Annotated in this window: 20 protein-coding genes; 6 read left to right on the forward strand and 14 right to left on the reverse strand. The window is 62.0% G+C overall.

Features of this window, described 5'->3' with window-relative positions:
• Positions 1-190: 190 nt before the first annotated feature.
• Entirely contained in the window at positions 191-394 is a 204-nt protein-coding gene (locus tag ACZ881_RS11105; RefSeq protein ID WP_014921815.1) for a cold-shock protein, read from the forward strand.
• Between the two features lie 67 nt (positions 395-461).
• Here the strand turns inward: ACZ881_RS11105 and ACZ881_RS11110 are convergent, their stop codons facing one another.
• Together ACZ881_RS11110 and ACZ881_RS11115 are read right to left on the reverse strand one after the other, a co-directional pair.
• Positions 462-1658, reverse strand: a complete 1197-nt coding sequence (locus ACZ881_RS11110; protein ID WP_476115225.1) for an NAD(P)/FAD-dependent oxidoreductase — start codon at positions 1656-1658, stop codon at positions 462-464.
• Positions 1659-1662: 4 nt separating this feature from the next.
• Positions 1663-1869, reverse strand: coding sequence for a hypervirulence associated TUDOR domain-containing protein (locus ACZ881_RS11115; protein ID WP_091467208.1), 207 nt, complete (start codon positions 1867-1869; stop codon positions 1663-1665).
• A gap of 120 nt (positions 1870-1989) precedes the next feature.
• On the opposite strand from ACZ881_RS11115, the gene ACZ881_RS11120 reads away from it, so the two are divergent.
• The gene (locus tag ACZ881_RS11120) at positions 1990-2802 is read left to right on the forward strand and encodes an MBL fold metallo-hydrolase (protein ID WP_476115229.1); all 813 of its coding nucleotides are present in this window, start codon (positions 1990-1992) and stop codon (positions 2800-2802) included.
• Between the two features lie 7 nt (positions 2803-2809).
• On the opposite strand, the gene ACZ881_RS11125 is transcribed toward ACZ881_RS11120, so the two are convergent.
• The 5 genes from ACZ881_RS11125 to ACZ881_RS11145 form a co-directional block, all read right to left on the reverse strand.
• Positions 2810-4303 carry an APC family permease gene (locus ACZ881_RS11125; RefSeq protein WP_429329853.1) on the reverse strand — a complete coding sequence of 498 codons (1494 nt, stop codon included), beginning with the start codon at positions 4301-4303 and terminating at the stop codon, positions 2810-2812.
• 138 nt (positions 4304-4441) lie between these two features.
• A complete protein-coding gene (locus ACZ881_RS11130; RefSeq protein ID WP_476115231.1) occupies positions 4442-5422 on the reverse strand; it encodes an NAD-dependent epimerase/dehydratase family protein in 981 nt (326 codons plus the stop codon).
• Positions 5419-8127: an alpha/beta fold hydrolase gene (locus ACZ881_RS11135; RefSeq protein WP_476115233.1), complete on the reverse strand. Its 2709-nt coding sequence runs from the start codon at positions 8125-8127 to the stop codon at positions 5419-5421. The genes ACZ881_RS11130 and ACZ881_RS11135 overlap by 4 nt, the downstream gene beginning before the upstream one ends.
• Positions 8121-9143, reverse strand: a complete 1023-nt coding sequence (locus ACZ881_RS11140; RefSeq protein WP_091467199.1) for a 3-oxoacyl-ACP synthase III — start codon at positions 9141-9143, stop codon at positions 8121-8123. Before ACZ881_RS11140 ends, ACZ881_RS11135 begins: the two co-directional genes overlap by 7 nt.
• 150 nt (positions 9144-9293) lie before the next feature.
• Positions 9294-9719, reverse strand: coding sequence for a ChaB family protein (locus ACZ881_RS11145; RefSeq protein ID WP_476115238.1), 426 nt, complete (start codon positions 9717-9719; stop codon positions 9294-9296).
• 168 nt (positions 9720-9887) lie between these two features.
• Here ACZ881_RS11145 and ACZ881_RS11150 point away from each other — a divergent pair, with 168 nt between their 5' ends.
• Together ACZ881_RS11150 and iolB are read left to right on the forward strand one after the other, a co-directional pair.
• A complete protein-coding gene (locus tag ACZ881_RS11150) occupies positions 9888-10628 on the forward strand; it encodes a GntR family transcriptional regulator (protein ID WP_017199821.1) in 741 nt (246 codons plus the stop codon).
• Positions 10629-10674: 46 nt separating this feature from the next.
• Positions 10675-11568 carry a 5-deoxy-glucuronate isomerase gene (gene iolB / locus ACZ881_RS11155; RefSeq protein ID WP_476115242.1) on the forward strand — a complete coding sequence of 298 codons (894 nt, stop codon included), beginning with the start codon at positions 10675-10677 and terminating at the stop codon, positions 11566-11568.
• 69 nt (positions 11569-11637) lie between these two features.
• Here the strand turns inward: iolB and ACZ881_RS11160 are convergent, their stop codons facing one another.
• The 7 genes from ACZ881_RS11160 to ACZ881_RS11190 all read right to left on the reverse strand — a co-directional run bounded on the left by ACZ881_RS11160 (position 11638) and on the right by ACZ881_RS11190 (position 19062).
• Positions 11638-12672 carry a Gfo/Idh/MocA family oxidoreductase gene (locus ACZ881_RS11160; protein ID WP_476115244.1) on the reverse strand — a complete coding sequence of 345 codons (1035 nt, stop codon included), beginning with the start codon at positions 12670-12672 and terminating at the stop codon, positions 11638-11640.
• Entirely contained in the window at positions 12665-13726 is a 1062-nt protein-coding gene (locus ACZ881_RS11165; RefSeq protein ID WP_476115246.1) for a Gfo/Idh/MocA family protein, read from the reverse strand. The genes ACZ881_RS11160 and ACZ881_RS11165 overlap by 8 nt, the downstream gene beginning before the upstream one ends.
• Positions 13723-14721, reverse strand: a complete 999-nt coding sequence (locus ACZ881_RS11170) for a Gfo/Idh/MocA family oxidoreductase (RefSeq protein WP_476115249.1) — start codon at positions 14719-14721, stop codon at positions 13723-13725. The genes ACZ881_RS11165 and ACZ881_RS11170 overlap by 4 nt, the downstream gene beginning before the upstream one ends.
• Before the next feature lie 125 nt (positions 14722-14846).
• Complete coding sequence (locus tag ACZ881_RS11175) at positions 14847-15773, reverse strand: ATP-binding cassette domain-containing protein (protein WP_091467187.1); 927 nt, start codon at positions 15771-15773, stop codon at positions 14847-14849.
• A 12-nt stretch (positions 15774-15785) separates the two neighbouring features.
• Positions 15786-16844: an ABC transporter permease gene (locus tag ACZ881_RS11180; RefSeq protein WP_091467185.1), complete on the reverse strand. Its 1059-nt coding sequence runs from the start codon at positions 16842-16844 to the stop codon at positions 15786-15788.
• Positions 16845-16908: 64 nt separating this feature from the next.
• Entirely contained in the window at positions 16909-17904 is a 996-nt protein-coding gene (locus tag ACZ881_RS11185) for a substrate-binding domain-containing protein (protein WP_091467184.1), read from the reverse strand.
• A gap of 144 nt (positions 17905-18048) precedes the next feature.
• Complete coding sequence (locus ACZ881_RS11190; protein ID WP_476115253.1) at positions 18049-19062, reverse strand: LacI family DNA-binding transcriptional regulator; 1014 nt, start codon at positions 19060-19062, stop codon at positions 18049-18051.
• Between the two features lie 149 nt (positions 19063-19211).
• On the opposite strand from ACZ881_RS11190, the gene ACZ881_RS11195 reads away from it, so the two are divergent.
• Positions 19212-20390: a Gfo/Idh/MocA family protein gene (locus ACZ881_RS11195; RefSeq protein ID WP_476115255.1), complete on the forward strand. Its 1179-nt coding sequence runs from the start codon at positions 19212-19214 to the stop codon at positions 20388-20390.
• Entirely contained in the window at positions 20387-21406 is a 1020-nt protein-coding gene (locus tag ACZ881_RS11200; RefSeq protein ID WP_476115257.1) for a sugar phosphate isomerase/epimerase family protein, read from the forward strand. The genes ACZ881_RS11195 and ACZ881_RS11200 overlap by 4 nt, the downstream gene beginning before the upstream one ends.
• The last annotated feature ends 59 nt before the right edge of the window (positions 21407-21465 follow it).

The following is a 21465-nucleotide window of genomic DNA, read 5'->3' on the forward strand; positions in this document are numbered from 1 at the left end:
CAGCCCCGGCAAAGGCAACAAGCAGACGACGGCGCCCTCCCGCCGTCGGACGTTCTTCCCACCGATGCCTACGCGTCTCCGCAAATGTGTTGCCCCAAGCGGAACCGGCCCATAGGCTCGTATCGTGAGTGGCAGGGACGGCAAACCGACCAGCGGGACCGACCAGCGACCGGGTGAAGGAAATAAAGGCATGGCAACAGGAACAGTTAAATGGTTTAACGCTGAAAAGGGTTTCGGATTCATCGCCCCGGACGATGGAGGCCCCGACGTGTTTGCTCACTACTCAGCGATTACGTCGAGCGGATACCGCTCGCTGGAGGAGAACCAGAAGGTCCAATTCGACATAACGCAGGGTCCCAAAGGTCCACAGGCGGAGAACATCCAGCCCGCCTAGGTTCACAACACCAGATTCACTAACAGAGACCGGTCCGGCCAACAGGCCGGACCGGTCTCTTGGCGTCCTACGCGCGGCCTTTGAGGATCAGGTGCCAGTAAACCTGCGGGAACATATCGCGGTCCACCCACCAGGAGAGCCTGCTTTCCTTCCAGGTGGGAACCTTTGGGATGGTTGGCATGGGCCGGTATTGGGGGTCAAACTCGGCGAATACCACGGTGCTCCGCGAAACGGTGAACGGACATACGGAGTAACCGTTGTACTTTTGGCTGAGCGGTTCGCCTTTGCGGGCCGAGACCAGATTTTTTGCCAGAACCTTGGTCTGCTTGCGCAGCGCCCCGCCGGCTTTGGAATTGGTGGTTCCGGCAGCGTCGCCCAGTGACCAGACATTGGGGTATCTGGGGTGGCGCAGCGTGTGCGTGTCCACCTCCACAAAACCGTATTGGTCCCCTACTGCGGGCAAGTCCGTGGTTTTGAGCCAATCCGGTGCAGACTGGGGAGGGACGGCGTTGAGGACATCGTATGGCAAGTCCTCCGACGTGTGGTCCGCATTGTTTCGGATAGTGGCCGTGCGTCCGGCGGTATTCACCGCCACCAATTCGCTGTTTGTCCTCAGTTCGATTCCGTACTCGGCAATCTTGCGGTCAAGCTCCCGGTCTACCTCGGGAATTCCGAAAACTGTGGGATAAGGCTGGACCATGACAACCCGGATGTTCTCCAGCACGCCTTGTTCCCTCCAGTAGTCACAGGCCAAGTACATCGGTTTCTGGCTGGCCCCGCCGCATTTCACAGGTCCCGAAGGCATGGTGAAGATGACGGTGCCCGACTTCATAGTGCTCAAGAGGGTCCAGAGTTTCGGCGCAAGCTCGAACTCGTAATGAGAGGAACCGTACGGCGATTCCACCGCTTCAGACAGCCCCGGTACGGCATCCCAGTCGTACTGCAGCCCCGGGCACACAACAAGGTGTCCGTAGCTCGCTGTGGAACCGGACGCCAGCGTCACTGAGTTGGCATCAGCATCCACGTTGACGGCCCTGTCCTTGATCCACGTGACGCCCTTGGGCGTCACGGACTCCTGGCTTCGGACTGCTTCTTTGACCTGGGCCCGGCCACCGGCGATATGCGAGAACAAGGGCTGGTACAGATGATGCTCCTTGGGCTCGATGAGGGCGATGTCCTTGACGCCATATCGCTTCAAGCGGGCAGCCAGTGACACACCTGCATTACCGCCGCCGATGATGACTACTTCGTGTTGCGGTGCCATGCCACTAGCTCTTTTCAGTCAATGCGGAGCCCTTGTGCGCTGCCCTGGCACCGGTCTTCCCTGACTCCACTACGTACTGCGGCTCGTCCTCGCTGGCCACATGTTTGTTGCCATCCAGTACAAAGTCACTGGTTTTCTTTTCCACGATCTTTCCGTGCGTCTTGCCCTGCGGGGTGTTCCACTCCACGTGTGTTCCCTTGCTCAGTGCCATGTCCGCTCCTAGTGTGGTGTCCCTCTCCGACTTCGACTGCCCCACAATAGTAAGCATGATGATCATCTGGCGATACCCGGCGGGGCGGCCGGATACAAAGTGCCGAGGAAAGGATTCCTGATGCTGATCTGCGCAACCTGCGCCGTGGAACGCGACGAGCCTACGCCGGACGTTTGTCCCATCTGCGCCGACGAACGGCAATACGTGCCCGAGGACGGACAGCAGTGGCTCACTCTGGACGAACTGGCTGGTGCCGGGCGGAAGATCGTGCTGGAGCAAAATGAACCCGGCCTCATAGCAGTCAGCACCGAGCCCAAAACCGGTATCGGGCAGACTGCCCAGCTCGTGGTGACGCCCAAGGGCTCGCTGCTGTGGGATCCCGTGGGTTACGTCGATGACAACGCTGTGGCAGCGGTCCTCGAACACGGCCCCGTTGCAGCTATCGCCGCCAGCCACCCGCACATGTTCGGCGTTCAGGTGGAATGGTCGCGCCGTCTTGGCAACGTCCCGGTCCTGATCGCGGAGGCCGACCGCGAATGGCTCGGTCGCAGCGACCCAAGCGTTACCTACTGGTCTGGAAGCACAACAATCGCCGATGGATTGGTCCTGCATCAGACGGGTGGGCATTTCCCAGGCAGTGCGGTGGCGCACTGGGCAGCAGGAGCCGGCGGCAAAGGGGTACTGCTGACCGGCGACACCGTGTTTCCCAATCCCGATCGTCGCACGGTCGCCTTCATGCGCAGTTATCCCAATCGCTTACCTCTCTCCGGCGGAGTGGCATTACGTATTGCAGCTCAACTGGAAATGCTGACGTTCGACCGAATCTACGGCAACTTCAACAACGTCATCGATTCCGGAGCGAAAGGCGTACTGCACGACTCGGCCCAACGGCACGCAGCATGGACGCGGGGAGACTTCGACCACCTGACCTGATTTCGGGTTATTCCTCCGGTGGCTGCTGTCGTCCTCGGCTTTCCGTATCCGCCTGTGCTCGGGCTGGTTCTCCCCCTCTGGTGTTGGTCTTCCTGGTGATCAGCCAGGTGATGAACCACAGCACCACGCCGATGGCCATGAGGCCGCCAGCCACTTGGTACTGGACGGGGTTCCTGCCCACCCATGGACCAGCGAGGAAGGCACACAGTACGGCTGCTACCAACGGCAGTTGTCCCGGGGAAGTGAAGAACACCTTCCGGTGCGGGTCCCGCTTTCGGCGAAGGACGACGCAGGCGACGTTTACCAGCGTGAACACGCACAGCAGCAGGAACGCCGTGGTCCCGGAAAGATTGGCCACGATGTTGCTTGAGGGGTCGATGCTGACGTACCAAATCAGCCCCATGGCAAGGACGGTAGAGAACGCGATGCCAGCCCACGGCGAACGACGACCCGGCAATACTCGTCCCAAGGAGCGGGGCAAAACGTGCTGGCGTGCCATGCCATAAATCAGCCGGCTGGCCATCAACATGTTGATCAGCGCCGTGTTGGCCACTGCGAACACGGCGAGGAAGGGAAAGATCTTGTCGATGGGGAAATCCGGTGATCCCTTGTGCACCACTTCCAGGAGCGCCGCACCTTCAGCTTCCCTGATCTCCCCCAGCTCTGCCGGGGTCAGCACACTCACCACGGACACAGCCACCAGCATGTAGAGGATCACTGCGATGCCGAGGCCAGTCAACATGGTGCGGGGGAAAATCCTCTCGGGATTCCTGGTTTCCTCAACCATGTTCACGGAGTCCTCGAAGCCCACCATGGCAAAGAATGCAATGGACGTAGCTGCAGTGACCGCCAGGAACAGCCCCTTGTCCTGATAGTCGGTAAAAACGAAGATCTCCTGGACATTGCCGGTTCCCTGGGCCATCACGAAGAAGCCAACCCCGATCACCACGCACAGTGCAAGCACCTCAACGGCGGTGAGTATGACGTTGAACTTAACGCTTTCCCCCACGCCGCGCAGGTTGATCACCGCAAGCAGGAGCATGAAGCCCAATGCGACGGCGGTGATCACGCCACGGTCCGGTACATCCATCCAGCCGTTGACCTCCAAGCCGCCAAAAAAGTTCTGGGCAAGGACATTGGCGGATGTCGACGCGCTGGTGATGCCGGAGCAAACAACAGCGAACGCCACGAGGAACGTGACGAAATGGATCCCGAAGGCCTTATGCGTATAAAGCGCGGCGCCTGCTGCCTGAGGGTATTGCGTCACTAACTCAAGGTAGGAAAACGCGGTGAGGGTGGCGACGACAAAGGCGAGCAGGAAGGGCAACCAGACGATGCCACCAACGGTCCCTGCCATGGTCCCGGTAACCGCATAGACCCCGGCCCCAAGAATGTCGCCGACAATGAAGAGCAGGAGAAGTTTGGGTCCCAGCACGCGTTTTAGCTCTGGTTCCTCACCTGCAGGCGTTGCTTCCAAGGCGTTGTCTGACGTGGTGCTCATGGTCCACCCCCGGCCCGTACACGGCCCCCCGGACCATGTAAGTGATCTGATTTATCTCACTTTGATCCTGCGGTTAGGGTTTGGCAACACTGATCCGGTGAAAAGGCAGAACCGCTCTTCCGATCCCGGCCTGTTTCCCTATGGCCGGATACTCGAACCGTAGTACTCGGCCAGCCTGGCCAGTCCTTCATCGATCGAGACAGCAGGTGCCCAGTCGAGGAGGTCACGGGTCACTCGCTGGTCGAACCAATGCGCGGTGGAGAGCTGTTCGGCGAGGAACCTGGTCATCGGCGGTTCCTCTTTGCGCCCCGCCCAGGTCCAGAGTTTTTCCACTACTGCTCCGACTGCCCGTGCCGCACCGCCCGGCACAGACCACGACGGCGGGGCCACGCCACCCGCTGAGCAGATGCCGGCCAGCAGCTCGCCGATGGGCCGGGGCTCACCGTTGCTCACCACCACGGCCTTGCCGTGGACGTGCTCCATCCGGTGCAGCGCAGCAACGATGGCGGACGCGGCGTTGTCCACGTAAGTCGTATCGATCAGGGCAGCGCCGGCGTCGAGCAATGGCAGACGACTGTGACTGGCGCGAGCCAGGACGCGTTCCACCAACTGGGTGTCGCCGGGGCCCCACACAATGTGGGGCCGCACTGCTGCCACCCGGAATTCCGGTCGATCCGCCGCGAGGGCCAGCAATTCTGCCGCGGCCTTGGTGCGGGCATAGTCGCCCCGCGCATGATGTGGGTCAGCCTGCTCCGCCCCCAATCCCACGATGGCCGCGCCGGAGTGGGCCACCGACGGTGACGAAACATACACGACGTCCCGCACCCCCGCCGTCCGGGCCTCATGGAGCAACCGGCGGGTTCCCTCCACATTCACTGCCTCAAACTCGGTCGCGCGCCCTGTGATGGACACTTTGGCGGCGAGGTGGATGATTCCTTCCGCCCCGGCGACTGCGTTGCGGAGAGCCGCAACGTCGTCAATGGAACCGCAGAAGTCCTTCGCGCCGTCCACGCCCGACGGGCGGCGCTGAAAGGTTGCGACGGCATGGCCTTGGCGAAGCAGTTGCCGTGCAACCTCCCCTCCCAGGAGCCCGCTGGCACCGGTGACCAGAACCCTCATGGCTTCCCCGGACGTCCGCCAGCCAGCACCCGTGAAGCCCAGCGGGCCAGGCGGGTCCTGTCGATCTTGGCGTTGTGCCGGATGTCGGTGGGCTGCGCGGGGACCACCAGCACGGCACTGACATCGACCCCGGCTTCGGAGGCCGCGCGTCGGACACGCCCCGCGAGTTGCGGCCCGGCGGGGCCGGCTTTGGGAACGGGAGGCGCGGTCTCCACCACTGCAACCACCGCCTGGGTTCCCGACGGTCCAACCCCGGCGATGGCAGCCACCCGTACGCCGTCCAGGCGTTCGATGGATTGTTCTGCCCCGACTGGCGTCACCACAGTCCCAGGTGCCGTCACAACATGGGCAAGGCGTCCCTCCACCCAAAGTCGGCCAGCGGCGTCGAAGTGTCCCACGTCGCCCGTGCGGTGCCATCCGGTAACGCCGGCACTCTCCCGTTGGGTCAGCCAGAGCCTGTCATAGGCCTCCTTGACGTGCGGCGCGCTGACCAGGATTTCGCCGGTGACCCCCGCCTCTGTCACAAGGTTCGATCCGGTTGCGGTTCCATCCGCCGCCAACGGAACAACAGCCAGATCGGCTCCGTGTACCGGCTTCCCCACGCAAACCCCGTTCCCGGCTCCGATCACGGTCCCGGCAGCCGCGTCGGCTTCCGCCGCTTGAATTTCTTCCAGGCTGATGTCCGTGACCGGAAGCGCCTCCGTCATCCCGTAGGGAGTATGCAGGGACGCTTGGGGCATCAACTGCTGCACCTGTGCCAGGAGCCGCTCAGGGACGGGCGCGCCTGCGGACAGGAGCAGCTCAATGTTTTGAAGAGCAATGCGCCCTGTCCGGCTCAGGCCATCCCGGGTAGTAGTGACATTACGCAACGCTGCGGGCGAGGCGAAGACCACGGTAGCGTCGATGGCAGCGACAGCGTCCGCCAGTGCCCGGGCCGTCAAGGTGCGGGGCGCAGTAACGTCCATGGCCGGGGTCACCGAAACCGCTCCGAGCGCCGGGCCCAGTAAAGCAAAGGGGGCGAAGCCCGCTACAAGGCGGGCACCGGAACGGATCCCGAAAGTCGCGGCAACCGTATCCCGCATCGCGGCCAGCTGCCCGTGGGTGTACAGCACGCCCTTAGCGGGGCCAGTGGAGCCGGAGGTGAACAGGACAGCGGCGGGGGCAGCCGGGTCCACACTCGTCCTTGGCACCTCGCCGCCGCGCCCGGCGCCGCCTGTTGCTCCACGCCGCCCCAAGGCCGCGAGCGAGGTCTCAACCCCCAGGAATAGACGGCGGGTGGCGGGGAGGTCCTGCACGCTGATGCGCCGCCCCGGCCAGCCGAGCACCGAGGCTGCCGCAAGTGCCTTGTCGATGCCAATGAGGAAGTCGGCCGTGGCACCCTTCACGGCGCGGCTCATGCCTTTGGTTCCCAGTCCGGCGTCGGCCACCACTACTACCGCACCCAATTTCAGGCAGGCGTAGAGTGCCACGGTGAGCTCAGTGCCGGGCGGGACCATCAGGCTCACACGGCTACCGCTCCCTACACCGACTTCCCGCAGGCCATCGGCCAAATCGAGGATGTTCCGGTCCAGCTGTTGCCAACTGAGCGCCCGACTCACGCTGCCGTCGGGCGACATTTCGGCCACAGCGATGTCGTGCTTTCCTGGACCACCAGCCAGCTCGCGCAGCGAGTCCCACAGTGGACGGAATGCTGGATCCTTCTCTCCGGACACATCCTTGACCGGCTCTCCGCCGACGGTAGCAACGGCCACGTGGGAATCGTCGCCAATGATGACGGCACCATGTACAGCAAGCCAGTCAAAAACAGGCGTGGCAATGTCCCGGTCCTCCGGCAAGAGGTGTCCTGCCCCTTCGAAGCGATGGACGTCAGCATGCGGAAGCCGGCCGATGAGATCTTTGAGGTACCGATCGGAAAATATCGGATCCTGGGGGCCCCAGAGCATCAGGACCGGCGCCTTCAGCCCGCGCAGGCCTTCCGCTACACGGGTCAGCGCAGGGAAGCTGGGATGGTCCGCATCCGCGGGGATATCCGCAACAAAATTCCCCACCCCTGCCCGGCGTCCGGCTCCGCGGTAGGGGGCCATGAAAGCCCTTCCGACGTCGGCCGGCAGCGGCGGGGTTGCCAGCGAGTGCGTCACGCGCAGGAAGGCGTCCGACGTCGTGGTGCCCCACCGGTGCACGGCGGGGTGCAAGGCGAGCCGCAGTGCCGACGGGATGGGCGAATCCGAGGGCTGATGGACGGCAGTATTAGTCAGCACCACACCCCTGACGAGCTGAGGGTGCTCCAGCGCCCAGCCTGTGCTGATCACGCCACCCCAGTCGTGGCCCACCGTCACAACCGGCCCCTCCAGGCCCAGCGCATCTGTGAGATCACCCAGGTCATTGATCCTGTCAGCCAGGCGCCGGAATGTTCCGGTGCGCTCTGAATAGCCCATGTCCAGCTGGTCCACAGCTACGACCCGCCACGGATGGGCGGCGTCTCCACCCGCGCTCAACAGCGTCCGCCATAAATAAGACCAAGTGGGGTTGCCATGCACGCACAGCAAAGTCCCGAGCGGAGTCAGGCCACGGCGTGCCAGCTGGGCACCGTTATCCAGCACATGCCAGCGGCGAACAGAGCCCGGCGCGTCCACCTCCGACGTGGAAACTACACGGATTGTCCGCGACCATTCCGGGTCCACACCGGGCCAGTTGGTGGCTACCAAACGATTTCCACCATTCCGGCATTCAGTCCCGAGCCCACGCCCATGCACAGGACCCGGTCACCCGAGGTCAATGACTGCGCCTGGGCGGCGAGCGTCATGGGGAGCGATGCTGGCCCCACATTGCCCCAGTGCGGGAACGTAATGGGAACCTTGTCCGGGTCCAGGTCGATGGCATTGATGATCGCCTGGGTGTAGGCGTTACTGACCTGGTGAGTGACGTAGCGGTCCATGCTGGCCCAGTCCCATTCAGGCTGGGCTTCATGCCAAGCGTCCACCACAAGCTGCAGGCCGCCGTCGAGCAAGCCCTTGGTGTCGGTGGACATGCCATCGATACCGCCAACGCACAATTCGTGGTGTTCCGTGCCGGCACGCATCACGCCGCCCACAAGCCGGTGCGCTCCCGGGTGCTCGTCCACCGGACCCAGGACGGCCGCGGCGGCCCCGGACCCAAGGGTCAACGTGGCAAACTCCCGGTTGAAGTCTTCGCGCGTGGTCTCAGGCCTCTGGAGTCGCGCCAGCGTAGCCTCTTGGGTGCCCTGCGCGTCCTCTCCGTTGACGATGACCGCATACCGGATCTGGCCCGAGTCGATCATGTTTGCCGCCAGGATCAAGCCGTTCACGAATCCGAGGCAGGCGTTGGCCAAGTCAAAGTTCATGGCCGACGACGGCAGGCCGAGTTCGTGGTGGATTTTGACCGCCACGGACGGCTCAAGGTTGCGCCTGGTAACCGAGGTGTTGATCAGCAAGCCGATTTCCGAGGCTTCGACGCCGGCTTCAGCCAGGGCTTTTGCGCCCGCCTCCACCGCAGCGTCATCGAACGATGTCCCTGCCGCCCACCAGCGGCGGTGCGTGATGCCGGCAACGCGCTCGAGCAATCGTGGTGGAAACTTCAGCCGCTGCAGGGTCGAAGCCAATCTCCGGTCGAAATCCGTGGAGCTCACTATCCTCGGAGCCTCGACGCTGCTCACCGAGAGCAGCGCGGTGTTGCTGTGCCGGAAGGTCGCATTCCCTGCCAAGTTAAGCCCCTGTTCGTTTCTGTCCTGCCTTCATGCGGTGACTGTACCCATAAAGTGCAACCCCAAGACGTTAACTATGCCGGTGTGAACCGGTTCCTGCATATTTGGCGTATGTCGGACCAACCCAAGACCAGGCGGGATGACCGGGGGCTAGCCTTCCCGAGCCTTTCGCGTTGCGGCGTCGTTGGCCTTCTGCAGCGCTTCCACCAGCTCGTTCTTGTCCATTATCGAGCGGCCCTTGATATTCAATTCCCGCGCCCGCCGGTAGAGGTGCTCTTTGGAGGCATTGGCATCCACACCCCCGGCCGTGGGTTTGGCTGAATCCACGCCCTCCTCGGCGTGGGCATCGGAAGGTCCGCGTTCCTCTTTGGGCTCCCAGTGGTCGCCCACCTTTTCGTAACTGTGCTTTAGAGCCGCAAAAGCCGTGCGGGCAGCCCGACTCGGGTCATTGTCATAGGACTCCATGGCCGAATCGTAGGTCTTGGCAAAAGTGTCCTGGGCCTTCTGGTCCGAGCGCTGCAAGGTGGACGGCAACTCACCCTTGCGGGCGTGATCGTTTTTTCCGGTTTTCGGCATGGCACTCATCCTCCCGATGTCTTGTGCTCTGACATAAACCATTTGACCATCGAAAGTTGACTGCTACCATCGAGGGAGAAAGTATGTCCTATCAAGCGAACAAATGGCTACATACCTTGAGCATCCGCCAGGAGGCAAGAGGTTGCGCCTGAAACCCGGGGTATTCCAGTGGTTACAAAACTTGGTCTTAACATCGACCGCTCTTCTCCTGTGCCTCTCTACCACCAAGTTGTACAGGGTATCGAGGCCGCCATCCACAGCGGAGTATTGGAACCCGGCAGTCGCCTTGAGAACGAAATCGACCTCGCAGCCCAGCTCAACCTGTCCAGGCCAACCATGCGTAAGGCCATGGACGAGTTAGTCCGCTCCGGTCTCCTGGTTCGCAAACGCGGGGTAGGTACCCAAGTGGTATCCAGCCAGGTCCGTCGACCCTTGGAACTTTCCAGCCTTTTTGACGATCTCACCAATAATGGCAAGAAGCCCACAACTACAGTGCTCAGCTTTTCCCACGAGGAAGCCGACGCCGCCACCCTCGCTGCGCTTGAGCTGCCCGCTGGCTCCAAGGTCTACCACTTCACGCGTCTTCGTAAAGTTGGGGGCAAACCACTGGCCCTGATGGAGAACTGGGTGCGGGATGACATCGCCACCATGGACGAAGCCATGCTTGCGGCAGAGGGACTCTACTCAATCCTGCGCCGTGGCGGCGTCAACTTCCGTCTGGCCACGCAACGTATCGGCGCCATGATCGCCAATGACTACCAGGCACCACTCCTTGAAACCGAAGTCAATTCCGCCTTGGTCACCATGGAACGCACGGCTGTGGACGACACCGGCCGGCATGTGGAAACCGGCCACCACGTCTACCGCGCCGATTCCTACAGCTTTGAAATGACACTCGTACAGCGCTGATTAGGCCAAAACAACTAGTACAGCTAATACAAAGGACCCCCCTTCCATGACGAATTGGGTTTACCCCTTGGGTTCCGCCGCCGACGGCGTGTGGGACATCTCGCTCGGCACTTCTGATTCCACCCTTGCCATTGATGGCTGGGAACACACGGGCCTCAAGGTCGCCACCATTCCGGCGGGCGCCGCCGTCGAGCTTCCTGCTGTTGGTGAGGAACGCATTGTGGTGCCCCTCAGCGGCGCCTTCACCGTGACCGTCGACGGCGTCGATCATGCCCTTGAGGGCCGGGCCTCCGTGTTCCACGGACCCAGCGACATCCTGTACTCCGGTACCGGAAAGTCCGTCAGCATCAGCTCGGCAGACGGCGGGCGTGTTGCCATCGCAACCGCCCCTGCGCACACCGCCTACCCGACCCGCCTCGTCACTGCTGCCGAGACGCCCGTGGAACTCCGGGGCGCCGGTAACTGTTCGCGGCAGGTACACAACTTCGGCACCCCGGCAGCACTGGAGGCCGACCGCTTTATCGTGTGCGAGGTCATTACTCCCGCCGGGAACTGGTCCTCCTATCCCCCACACAAGCACGATGAGGAAAAGGACGGCGAAACCCACCTTGAAGAGATCTATTACTTCGAGACACAGGTAGCCGTCGGCTCAGGTGCACCGGCAGACGCGGACGCAATCGGCTACCAACGGGTCTACGCCTCGGACGAGCGTCCCATCGACGTTTCCGCCGAAGTCAGGACCGGCGACGTAGTCCTGGTCCCCTATGGTTGGCACGGCCCCGCCATGGCAGCACCGGGCTACGACATGTACTACCTGAACGTCATGGCGGGCCCTGGGCCCGTTCGCGAATGGTTGATCAGCGACGACCCCCACCATGGTTGGGTACGGGAGAGCTGGGAAGGCCAGGACATCGACGCGCGGCTGCCGTTCGGCGTCTAGTTTCAAGCATGAAAGTGCCCCTTCTTCGAATCCAACAGATTCGAAGAAGGGGCACTTTTGGCGGAAGCGTCAGCTGGATACTTTGAGAGCAACCCTCACAGGCGTACCGGTTGCCAGCGATTCCTGGGCCGCATCTGCCACACGGGAGGCTGCTACTGCGTCTTCCGGGGTGCAGGGATTTTCGCGCTCCCCCATCACCAACTCCACAAAGGCAACCATCTCGGAGCGGTACGCCTGGTCGAAACGCTCGGCGAAAGTCTGATGCGGTTCCCCTCCAGGGAAAGTGACCTCAGCCTCAGCCGACGTCAATGCGGTCTTCTCATCCAAGCCCACCATGACCGAACTGTTGGACCCCTGAATCTCCAACCGCACATCGTGGCCGGCCCCGTTGTAGCGGCTGGCAGAAACCGTGCCCACCGTGCCGTCGTCGAAAGTGATGAGGGCCAAAGCCGTATCCACGTCACCCACGTTGCCGATGGCCGGGTCTCCATTGTTGGAACCCCTGGCATAAACCTCCACGATTTCGCGGCCCGTCAGCCACCGAAGGATGTCGAAGTCATGGACTGAGCAGTCCCGGAACAGTCCCCCGGATGTCGCCAGGAACTCGACCGGGGGTGGCGCCATATCGCAGGTAACTGCGCGCAGGGAATGGATCCACCCCAACTCACCGGCCTGATACGCGCGCTTGGCCTCCAAATAGCCTGCATCGAAACGTCGCTGGTGGCCGATTTGCACCACGCCGTTGTTCTCGCTGATGTAGTCCACCACAGGCAGCGCATCGGAGACGTTCATGGCCACGGGCTTTTCGCAGAACACAGGAACGCCTGCATCCACTCCGGCGCGGATCAGTTCCGGATGGGTTGCCGTTCCCGTGGCAATCACCAAGCCATCCACACCGGAGTCGAGCAGCTCCGACACCGAAGTCGCAAACTCTGCACCCAATCCAGCCGCGACGGAACGTGCATGCTCGGTAGCTACGTCGGTCAGCTTCAGGCGGATATTGACGCCCCTGCGACCCAGCGTTTCCTTGAGGGCGACGATGTTGTTGGCGTGCATGACGCCGATGCGTCCTACGCCAACCAAGCCAAGAATGACATCACTCATGATTTTCCTTTGAAGGTAGAAGGGTGACTGGTACCGGGAACACCACGCCCAGCTGGCGTCGAATCTCATCGGCGACTTCCAGGGTGCGGATGGAGGCCGCCAGCGTCCGTTCGCTGGATTGCGTGCTGCCGGCGGCAATGGCCCTGGCCACGGCCGCGGCCTCATAGTGAAGGCCTTCGAAGTGTCCGCCTGCTGGTTCATCGTGGCGTAGTCGGGAACCGTCGGGAAACCTGATCTCGAATGCGCCGGGCATGTTGAAGGGACCGTCGATTACCAAGGTCGCCTTTGAGCCAACAATGGTGGCTGCGGTGGGCGTGAAGTTATGGACGTGGGTGTTCACGACAGCCTGTGCACCGCCGTCGAACTGCATGACGGCGGACAGTTGCGCATTAACCCCGGATTCGTGGGGCTGGCCGACTGCCCGCAGGTAGCGCGGACTGCCTAACACCTCTGTAACCAGCGCCAGGGGGTACGTGCCGAGATCAAGCAGCGGACCACCGGCCAGATCCGGATTAAAGATTCGATGCGAAGGATCAAAGTGCTCACCGTACTCCGCCACCACCGTGGTGATGGTGCCCAGCGTTCCGGCATCGAGTATCTGCCGGATCACATCGAATTTTGGCAGGAAGAAGGTCCACATTGCCTCCGCGGCAAAGACACCTGCAGCCTCCGCCCGCGCCGCGATGTCCCGTGCCTGATCTGCGTCGAGTCCAATTGGCTTTTCGACCAAGACGTGCTTGCCGGCGTCGATGGCCAGGACCGCGGCCGCGTGGTGGCCGGTATGCGGCGTACACACGTAGACGATGTCTACGTCCGGGGCGGCCGCCAGTTCCTCATAACTGCCATAGGCGGCGGGAATGTCGAACGCCTCCGCAAACGCCTTGGACCGGTTCAGGGAACGGGAGCCGACGGCGGCGATCACCTGCCCGGTGTGTGCCTGGATGGATTCGGTGAACCGTTCGGCGATCCATCCGGGGCCCATGATGCCCCAGCGCAGACTCGGAGCATCGCGGGATTCCGGTACACGGGAGTGCGGAAGCCCTATTGACGTCACGAGTAGCTGACTTTCGTAGACGTTCCGTCGCTATGCAGCGACTGGATCATGGCTTGTGCAACGAGGGAGGCGTTGAGTCCGTCCTGTGCACCGGCAAGGGGAGTCGGCTCTCCGCCCGCGAGTGCAGAAATCCAAGCCTGCAACTGAATCCGGTACGCGTCAGCGAAACGGGGGCGCCAGTCCGCAGGGATTAGCTCCTGCCTGGCTCCGTCCTGTTCGATACCGAGTAGGGCCGGCTCCTGAAGGGACGTGGTACCGAGCTCCGAAACCACTTCGCAGCGCGTGGTGTAGCCGTACTGGGAATTGAGGTACAGCTCCAGCGTGGCCAGTGTCCCGTCCGCCGTGCGCAACGTCATGAACGCAGGATCTTGCAGCCCGGCTTCGGCACGGCGGGTGCTCTTTCCGGCCTGCCATGAAACTTCCGTAATAGGAGAATCCAGTAGCCATGGGACGATGTCCAACTCGTGGATGGCTGAGTTGGTGATGGCCGATTCCGCGGTTGTTCCTGGCGCTGCTGAGCCGTTCCTGCTGACGCAGTGAACCATAAGGGGTTCGCCCTGCTTTCTCCCGCGCACGGATTCCCGCAGAGCCACATAACCCGGATCGAAGCGTCGCATGAAGCCAAGCGAGAGCAGCGAGGCGCCCGTTGCGGCCACGATGTCGGCGTCAGCCGCAACTACTTCCAGGCTTTCAAGAAGTGTTGGTGCCAGCGGCTTTTCGCAGAGCACAGGGGTCATTGCTTCGAAGCATTCAAGGACCAGGCCGGCGTGCGTGGAATCGTGCGAGGCAACGACGACGGCGTCCACCTCGCTGGCATTGATCAGCTCCGATGGGTCTGAGGTAATACGCACGGTGGGCGGTGCCGCCGCGGCGGCACGGTCGACTTCGAGGTCTGCCACAAAGGTGACTTCGGCACCGCCGATGGTGGTGGAAAGGTTCCTGATGTGGTCCGCGCCCATGATTCCGGCGCCAATCACACCTACCCGGATCGACATGGTGTTCCCTTCTTTTCCTAAGTGTGTGCGTAGTGTGCGCACAGTGTGGCGGGGTGTTCCGGGTAGACCGGAAGCACCCCGCCGATGCTGCTACTGGGCCTGCTGTTACTGAGCCTGTGCTGCTGCTACGCGTGCTTCGGAGCGCCGGCGTTCACGCTGTCCGTCACGTCCGCAACTTCCGCTTTGACCTCCTTCACCACGTCGCCGTGGCCGCCCAGCTGCTCCAATTCATGTGCGAGTTCAGCCAGTTCAGCGCCACCGGCCATCTGGGCAGTGAGTTCGTCCAGGGTGATGTCCTTCTTGTCGTAGTAGCCAATGGATTTGCCGCGCTTGAGCAGCAGGAAACGATCCCCGACCGGGAAGGCGTGGTGCGGATTGTGGGTAATGAAGATGACGCCCAGACCACGGTCGCGGGCTTGGAGGATATAGCGCAGGACCACGCCTGACTGCTTCACGCCCAGCGCTGCCGTGGGTTCGTCCAGAATCAGGACCTTCGCACCGAAGTACACGGCGCGGGCAATCGCGACACACTGGCGTTCACCACCGGAGAGCTGACCAATGGGTTGCTCCACATCGCGCAGGTCGATGCCCATCTCGGCCAATTCCTTGAGCGTGATGGCCTTCATCTGTTCGACGTCCATGTACTTGAACGGTCCGAAGCCCTTGGTGAGCTCTGATCCGAGGAAGAAATTCCGCCAGATCGGCATCAGCGGTACCACTGCAAGGTCCTGGTACACCGTGGCAATGCCGGCGTCCAGGGCATCTCGGGGAGATCCGAACTTCCGTTCCTCACCCATGATGTTCAGGACGCCTTCGTCGTGCTGGTGGAGGCCGGCGATGATCTTGATCAGCGTTGACTTACCCGCGCCGTTATCTCCCAGAACACAGGTGACACGGCCGTTGTCCACGGCCATCGTGACGTCGCGCAGGGCGATGATGTTGCCGTAGTGCTTGCCGACCCCTTCCAGGGAGAGGAGATGGACGGGCGTGTGGGTGAGGGGATCGCGCTCATTCTGGAGCAACGTTTCCTGGTCGATCGCTTTGGCATTCATTTCCCGGGCCCCTTACTTGAGTTCCGCGCGTCGCTTGACGATGAGGTTGACGATGGTGGCGAGCAACAGCATCAAGCCCAGGAAGAACTTGAACCAGTCCGGGTTCCATTGCGCGTAGACGATGCCCTTGTTAGCCATGCCAAAGATGAAGGCACCAATAGCGCCACCCACGGCCGAGCCGTAGCCGCCTGTCAGGAGGCAGCCACCAATGACGGCCGCAATGATGTAGAGGAACTCGTTGCCCACACCTTCGCCGGACTGCACGGCATCGAAAGCAAAGAGGTTGTGCATGCCCAGGATCCAACCGCAGAAACCAACCGCCATGAAGAGGCCGATCTTGGTCTTGGTTACAGGGACACCAACTGCGCGGGCGGCATTGGCGTCACCGCCCACGGCGAAGATCCAGTTGCCAACGCGGGTGCGCAAAAGGATCCACGATGCCACTGCCACGAGGACGATCCAGAAGAACACCGTGATCTTGACTTCCACGCCGCCGATGCTGATGGAGGAGGCGAACACCGCCCGTGCTGATTCGAATCCGTCCAATTTGGAGATCGACGGCGAGGAAACACTGCCGCCGATAAGGCGGGTCAGTGCCAGATTGAGGCCAGTCAGCATGAGGAAGGTAGCCAGGGTAACGATGAAGCTGGGGAGCTTGGTCTTGACGAGAATCCAGCCGTTGATGAATCCAATGCCGAGCGAGACCACCAGAGCCAGCGTGACACCAACCCAGGCATTCAGTGAGAAGTTCCAGCTGAAGAGCGAGGCAGTCAGGGCGGAGGAGATCACGGCCACACCAGTGGAAAGGTCGAACTCGCCACCGATCATCAGCAGTGAAACCCCTACCGCCATGATGCCTATGGTCGATGAGCCGTAGAGCACAGTTGCGAGGGCGTTCGGTTGGGTAAACGTCTGGGAAACAGAAGCGAAGAAGATGAACAGGACAACTGCTCCGACCAGTGCACCGACCTCGGGCCTCGCCAGGAACTTTTGGACTGGACTACGGCGTCCGACCCGTTCGTCGCCAGGGGCCGAAGCCCCCGCCGGCGGCAGAGTTGTTGTATTTGCCATAGGAATGACTCCTTGTTGGTCAGGCTGCGTGGCGGTTCTCCGCCACGCAGCCGGATGCCTGGATCTAGCGGACGCCCTGCTGGGCGAACTTGAGGACGTCTGAGGCGTTGGCCTTGTCCACAATGGTTGGACCGGTCAGGACGGGCTGGCCGCCGCCGATCTTGAAGCCGCCGCGCTTTGCCTGCCACAGGGCATCAACTGACATGTAGCCCTGAAGCCATGGCTGCTGGTCGACTGTGAAGATCACTTGGCCGTCTACGATCTTCTGGGCAAGTTCGGCATTCAGGTCGAAGCTGGCTACCTTGGACGAGCTGCCGGCATCGGTAACTGATTTGAGCAAGGTAAGGGTGATGGGAGCGCCGAGACCGATGATCACATCAGCATCTTTGGACGCCTGAAGTTTGGCCGTGGCCGTTGACTGGACAGCAGTCATGTCCTTGCCGTCGACGTAGAGGATTTCCGTGGCCGGCACCTTGGCCTTTACGCCGGCGCAGCGCGCTTCCAAGCCCACGTGGCCCTGCTGCTGGATGACGCAAACCGGGTGCTTGTAGCCTTCTGAGGCGAGCCGGGTGCCGACTGCCTCGCCGGCAAGCTGTTCGTTGGACCCGAAGTGCGTGAAAGCACCGAGCTGGCTGGAAACAGATTCACCGGCATTGAGGCTCACCACGGGGATACCCGCATCAGTGGCTTTCTTCAATACATCCTTCAACGCATCCGGAGTTGCCACCGTGACAGCAATGCCGTCAACCTTCTGGTCGATGGCCTGTTGAACAAGCTGGGCCTGGCGCCCTGCTTCGGGATCGCTGGTGTACAGAAGTTCTACATTGTCCTTGCTTGACGCTTCTTCTGCCCCCTTGCGGACAATGTCCCAGAAGGTGTCGCCTGCCGCTGCGTGAGTAATCAGGGCCACCTTAATGCGGTCTGTGCCGGCTACCTGTCCAGCGCCTGCACCCCCACCGGAATCTGCAGGTTTGCCGCCCTGGCTGGAACAGGCGCTCAGGGCCACCAACGGAACCACTGCTGCGACGACTGCCGCTTTGCGCCACGAGAATTTTGCCACCGTTATCTCCTTTGATGTCAGCTTCGGGCGTCCGGGGACTCGTTCCCGGATCGCCTGCTACCTCGATCATGGTGACCGAACTCACAAATGTCAATAGTTTGTCCTGACATTAGTATGTTTGTACGTGGCATCCTCCTCCAGCACTCAGGATCGTGGCGCCGCCGTAGTGCCCCGAACTACCAAAATGGGGTCAATCAGCTTGCGCTGCGATACCGGGGCAACGCCTTGGATGCGATTCAATAGCGCTTTGGCAACATCCACCCCCACCACATCGCTGCGGTTGTCCACGGACGTCAGTTCGAGATAGCGGGACTTCGCCAGCGCTGAATTGTCATAGCCAATCACCGTGATATCCGTTGGGACCGACAAGCCGCGGGCCTTGATCGCGCCAAAGGCGCCCAGCGCCATCGTGTCATTGGCCGCAAAAATTGCCGTCGTGTCCGGGTGGCGATCAAGGAGCCAGCAAGCCGAAGAGTACCCGTCCTCCTCCGTGGTATCACCCTCCTCCCCCACGATCAGCGGTTCTACACCGGCTTGATGGAGTCGGTCCCGGAAGCCGTCCCTGCGGTGGGCTGCAGCGCCGCCGGAGCCCGAAAGGTGCCCGATCCTGCGGTGCCCGAGTTGCAGCAGGTGGTCTGCCGCCATTGCGCCGCCACCGTCGTCGTCGTTGGTGATGAGGTCAGCGTCGTCCGGAACTCCATTCCGCCACCCCGCAACCACGGTGGGAACTTCCGTGCCGCCCAGCGCCGTGGCGCCAGGTTCGGCTGCAATCACCAAGCCGTCCACATGCATGGCCAGCAACCCGTCAGCAGCCTCCTTGATGCGGTTTTCGCCCGGGCGGGAATCGGCGAGCATGACCTGATAGCCATGTTCGGTCAACACTGATTCCAGTCCGCGCAGCAGGTCAACAAACCAAAGGTTGCGGTAGTCGTCAATGACGAGGCCGATGCTCTTGGTCCGGCTGCTCGCCAGCGTGGTGGCCGCCCGGCTGGGGCGGTATCCCAGCTCGGCGATGGCAGTTTTGACCGCCTCGCGGCGCTTCTCACTGACTTTCGCGGGGTTCTGGAGGACCAGCGAGACCAGCGACGGCGAAACGCCGGCCAGCTTAGCCACATCATAAATCGTTGGGCGCCGCGCCTGCGGCGTACTTGTGCTCATGGGGCCAACTTCCGTAGGGGCGGTCTGATGGGGATGAAGGATTGACAGGACATATAGACATGGCTAATCTCGAATCCAACCTACAAAATTGTAGCGCTACAAAATGCCGTCGAGTCTCCCCGCCGCGGCAGAATTTCAAAGGAGAAATCATGGCTGAAAGCCTTGGCGTCGCGGTCATCGGCGCAGGCATGGCCGGCAAGGCCCATGCAGCGGCTTACCGGACTGCGTCCACCCTCTACAGCCCAGTACTTCCGAATATCCGTTTGGTCTCCATTGGTGACGTGAACGCCGAATTCGGCTCGTTGGCGGCCCGCCGCTTCGGCTACGAACGCAATGACACCTCATGGCAGGCAATTGCAGCAGCGGACGATATTGACGTTGTAAGCGTTGTCATTGCGAACTCATTGCACCGCGAAGTGGTTGAAGGCCTCCTGGCCGCCGGCAAGCACGTGCTGTGCGAGAAGCCGTTGAGCGATTCGCTGGAAGATGCCCGTGCCATGGCGGACACCGCCCGGAACGCCAACTCCATCGCCCGTATCGGATTCACCTTCCGCCGCACCCCGGGTATCGCCTACATCCGCGACCTTATCCAGAACGGCACCTTGGGGAATGTCCTGCACTTCAGCGGCCGGTACTGGACCGACTACGGTTTCAGCCCCGAAGCGCCGATGAGCTGGCGCTACAAAGGCGGCCCCGGCTCCGGTGCGCTGGCCGACGTCGGAAGTCATCTGACGTACGTCTCCGAGTTCCTGTGCGGTGACATCAAGTCCATCAGCGGCGGCCGGCTCACCACTGCGATCCACAAGCGTCCGTTGCCGCTCAGCGCCGTCATGGGCCATGACCATGTGGCCGTCAGCGACACCTTCGAAGCTGTTGAGAACGACGACTACGCGGCATTCAACGCAGAGTTCGCAAACGGTGCAGGAAGTTTCGAAGTCTCACGTGTAGCGGCAGGACACGCCAATAGCCTGCAGTTCGAGGTGTTCTGCGAAAAGGGCGCAGCCAAGTTCGACCAGCGCCGCCCATCGGAAATCCAACTGTTCCTCAATGACGGATCCGGCAATCAGAACGGCTACCGCCAGGTGATCCTCGGCCCCGGCCACCCGTACATCACCGGCGGCCTCGCCATGGACGCTCCCGAGGTGGGTTTCGGCCAAAACGACGCGTTCGGCTACCAGGCCCGCGCGTTCCTCGAGGAGGTTGCAGGCCTTGGCGAAGACACATCCCTGCCTCGCTGCGCCACCTTCGACGAAGGCGTGCGCAACATGGAACTTCTCGGTGCCGTCACCGAATCTGCCCTCAACAACGGGAAGAAGATCACACTATGAAACTCGGCGTCTACAACGCAATCCTGCACGACCGGCCACTCCCGGAGGCGCTCAAGGTCATCGCAGACCTTGGACTGACCGGCATTGAAATCAATACCGGAGGCTTCCTGCCGGCAGCTCATGTACCCACCATGGATCAGATCCTGGAGAGCGACGCGGCCCGCGATGATTACCTGGCGCTGTTTGAGGGGACCGGCGTTTCGATCGCCGGCCTGAACTGCAACGGCAATCCCCTGCACCCTAAGCGCGAAATCGGCGAAAAGCATGCGGAAGATATCCGCCGCTCCATTCGACTGGCGCATCGGCTGGGACAGAAACGGGTAGTCACCATGTCCGGGCTGCCCGGCGGCGAGCCCGGTGCTACTACCGTCAACTGGGTGGTCAATGCCTGGAACTCTGCGGCACTTGACGTGTTGGACTATCAATGGGGCGTCGCCGCCGATTTCTGGAGGGAAACCGACCGCCTTGCTGCGGACCACGACGTCAAGGTGGCACTCGAACTGCACCCGCAGAACATCGTGTTCAACACTGCGGACGTCTACAAGCTCATCGAACTCACCGGCGCCACGCATGTCGGTGTGGAACTGGATGCTTCGCACCTCTTCTGGCAGCAGATGGATCCAGTTGCGGTGGTCCGCGAGCTCGGTCCGCTGGTGTTCCAAGCGGCCGCAAAAGATGTCCGGGTGAATACCGGCAATGCCGCCCTCTACGGCGTGCTGGACAACAGTTTCCGCCGGCTCTCTCCGGATGAGAACCGCACAAACCTTGGCGGCGACGAGTGGGCCAATGAATGGCCGAAGAAATCCGCATGGGACTTCGTGGCCCTGGGCCGCGGGCACGACACCGCCTTCTGGACTGAGTTCCTGCGTGCGCTCCATGAGGTGGACCCGGACATGCTGGTCAACATCGAACACGAGGACGTTTCCCTGGGTCGCATCGAAGGGCTGCAGGTGGCAGCCCAGGTCCTGCTGGATGCTGATGCGGCACTCTCCGCGTCGTTGAACCCGACGGCCTGAGGCTTTACGCCACCCGGGACTACTTACCGGGCCCGGATGGGGACGGCGCTCAGGCGCCG

This window comes from Paenarthrobacter sp. TE3676, assembly GCF_056279165.1.